Here is a 2,853-nt window from a genome sequence, read left to right as displayed (position 1 = left end):
ATTCTTTTTTTGCTACCTTTAATCGCTTATGAGGTAAGCAAAGCACGACGTTTTTAAAAATTTTCAGCTATGTATTTCCGAGAAATCGACTAAAAACGTTGCCAGATAAGGATTTGAGAGAATGACATTTCAGAGAATGAATCAACCCTAGGGGGCAGGGGGGATCAGAGGCAAAATCTATCTTTGATTTAATTATAACTACTTACTTAAGTGGCCAGCAGATTTCTAGTCGATAATTAGGGCTATTTTCCCCGTCACCGCACCAGTTTCTAGCAATTGATGGGCGCTGATAGCTGCCGCTAAAGGGAAGGTTTGGGAGAGATGAATAGTTAACTTTTTCTCATCAATTAAACGCGCCCCTTGCCTGAGAATTTCTGTTTGATATTTTTGCGCTTCTGGCAGTCCCATCAAAGCCGGGGTTAACATTAATTCTAAACTAATCCGCAAATTGCGATCGCGCGCTTCCTTCCAGCTGCCCCTAGGTTCCAAAATTGTCACCATATCGCCATAAACTCGCACCGCTCGGCAAGTCTGCCCAAAAGTTTCCCCTCCCACCGTATCAAAAGCGACATCTACCCCTTTCCCTGCGGTTTCTTGAAGTATCGCCGCGACAAAATCGGTTTGTTTGTATAAAATCGGGTAATCTGCCCCTAATTGCCGCACCAAACGCTCTTTATCGCTATTTCCCACCGTTGTATAAACTTTAGCCCCCTTCAGTTTCGCCAATTGAATCGCAACATGACCAACACCCCCGGCCCCGCCATGGATAAGTACGCTTTGTCCCGACTGGAGACGAGCGCGATCGTAGAGTGCTTCCCAAGCGGTGATTAAAACCAAAGGTACAGCGGCCGCCTCGGCAAAAGAAAGAGATTTTGGCTTGTGGGCCAAATGATCCGCCTCGATCAGGGCATATTCGGCATAATTTCCCGTGCCAGGCTTGCCCAGTCCGCCGCTACAAAAGTACACTTCATCCCCGGGGCGAAAATCCTGCACCGCCGCCCCAACGGCCTCGACAATTCCCGCCCCGTCACAGCCCAAAATGGCTGGCATTTGCTCGGGGTAAAAAGTGCCGCGTTTACGAATTTTTGTATCAATAGGGTTGACACCAGCGGCTTTTAATGCTACTAAAACCTGATGCGGTTGACTAATTTTCGGGGTGGGGACTTCCTGAAGCTGCAGGACATCCACGGCAGTCATGAGGATAGCTTTCATTCTATCTAGGGTTTGTTGAAAAAGTTTTTCCTGGGGGCAGGGATCCCCCCGCCTACCGGCACCCCCCTTATTAAGGGGGGCAGGGGGGATCAGCACCCCTTATCAAGGGGGGCAGGGGGGATCAAAGACAAAATCTATCTTCTATTTAATTAGAATCACTTACTTACTCCGGATTAACCCACATTAACGTCTGGCCAAATTCTACCGGTTCACCGTTAGCGACGGCGATTTCGACGATTTGCCCGGCCACTTCCGCTTCGATTTCATTCATCAACTTCATCGCTTCGATGATACAGACCGTTTGTCCGACACGGATCCGATCGTTTTTTTCCACAAAAGAGGGTTCATCGGGAGCGGGAGCGCGATAAAAAGTGCCGACCATGGGAGAGGTAATCGCCAGCCATTTTTTATCAACAGCGGCGGCTACGGGTTCGGGAGTGGGGGTTTCTGGGGCCGGGGTGGGACCTGCGGCTACCACTGGAGGGGCGACCGGGGCCGTCACCACCGGCAAGGGAGCGGCGAGAGGCCCAAGGGCAGTATTAACGGTTCCTTTGCGGATATTTAGCTCCAAATCTGCACTTTTAAGGCTAAATTCACTAATATCCGTTGCTGCCAATGTTTTGATCAGTTCTCGAATTTCGTTGTAATCAATAGTCACCGCTCTGAAATCCCCCCGCAAATAAAAAGCAACAAATCCAAATTCGCACCTACCAAACCGTCGATTTTTCGCATCTAGCGGCTAAGTTTTGGGAGACAGGCTCAGAAAACTGGCTTTAGTCCTAAACCCCTCCCTAAGACCTCATTTCTGGGCTTCTGATCACAATTATTCCCGTCCCAGATAGGAACCATCCCTGGTGTCCACTTTAATCCTTTCACCGATGGAAATAAACAGGGGAACCATCACCTGCGCTCCCGTTTCTACGATCGCCGGTTTCGTGCCACCAGTGGCCGTATCTCCCTTGACTCCCGGATCTGTATCGATGATTTCCAAGATTACCGAGGTGGGCAATTCTATCTCTAACACTTGCTCATTCCAAAAGAGAATATTGACTTCCATTCCTTCCTTCAGATACTTGGCTCGATCGCCCATTTGTGCCGGGGTGAGAGTTGCTTCCTCAAAAGTCTCCATGTCCATGAAGACAAACTGATCGCCTTCTTTGTAGGTGTGCTGCATGGTGCGCTTTTCGATCGTGGCTGAGGGCAAGGTTTCCCCCGCCCGGAACGTCCGTTCTACCACGTTGCCGGTCTGGACATTTTTTAACTTGGTTCGCACAAAGGCCGATCCCTTACCCGGTTTGACGTGCAGGAATTCCACCACCCGCCAGACAGAGCCATCTATCTCGATGGTCGTACCGCTCCGAAAGTCGTTACTCGAAATCATGAAATGCTGTTTAGGCCAAGAAAGATCAACATTCCATTTTACATACTTCCTGTCCCCGAAAAAACTTTTTTCCCGCCCCTACAGGTAAGGAGGAGGTGGCATCTCCCAGAACGGGAGAAGGTAGGGCTGATTCATTCTCCGAATCTAATTCTTTTTTTGCTACCTTTAATCGCTTATGAGGTAAGCAAAGCACGACGTTTTTAAAAATTTTCAGCTATGTATTTCCGAGAAATCGACTAAAAACGTTGCCAGATAAGGAT

The 2,853-nt window shown here is 48.8% G+C and carries 3 protein-coding genes; all 3 read right to left on the bottom strand.

The window, feature by feature from the left end:
- Window positions 1-225 precede the first annotated feature (225 nt).
- The 3 genes from IM515_RS02740 to efp all read right to left on the bottom strand — a co-directional run bounded on the left by IM515_RS02740 (window position 226) and on the right by efp (window position 2,593).
- Window positions 226-1,212 (bottom strand): zinc-dependent alcohol dehydrogenase family protein, encoded by a 987-nt coding sequence (locus tag IM515_RS02740; protein WP_287630421.1) that lies wholly within the window; start codon window positions 1,210-1,212, stop codon window positions 226-228.
- A gap of 163 nt (window positions 1,213-1,375) precedes the next feature.
- Window positions 1,376-1,870, bottom strand: a complete 495-nt coding sequence (gene accB, locus IM515_RS02735) for an acetyl-CoA carboxylase biotin carboxyl carrier protein (RefSeq protein ID WP_287630420.1) — start codon at window positions 1,868-1,870, stop codon at window positions 1,376-1,378.
- 165 nt (window positions 1,871-2,035) lie between these two features.
- Window positions 2,036-2,593, bottom strand: coding sequence for an elongation factor P (gene efp / locus IM515_RS02730; protein ID WP_287630419.1), 558 nt, complete (start codon window positions 2,591-2,593; stop codon window positions 2,036-2,038).
- Window positions 2,594-2,853 lie beyond the last annotated feature (260 nt).

The sequence above is a fragment of the Microcystis sp. M44BS1 genome, from assembly GCF_020244875.1.
Classification (GTDB): domain Bacteria; phylum Cyanobacteriota; class Cyanobacteriia; order Cyanobacteriales; family Microcystaceae; genus Microcystis; species Microcystis panniformis.
This window is presented reverse-complemented; position numbering and strand designations above follow the sequence as displayed.

Bases quoted from the DNA above. Each gene is read 5' to 3' on its own strand.
- efp (WP_287630419.1), bottom strand. From the start codon at position 2,593: ATGATTTCGAGTAACGACTTTCGGAGCGGTACGACCATCGAGATAGAT.
- IM515_RS02740 (WP_287630421.1), bottom strand. From the start codon at position 1,212: ATGAAAGCTATCCTCATGACTGCCGTGGATGTCCTGCAGCTTCAGGAA.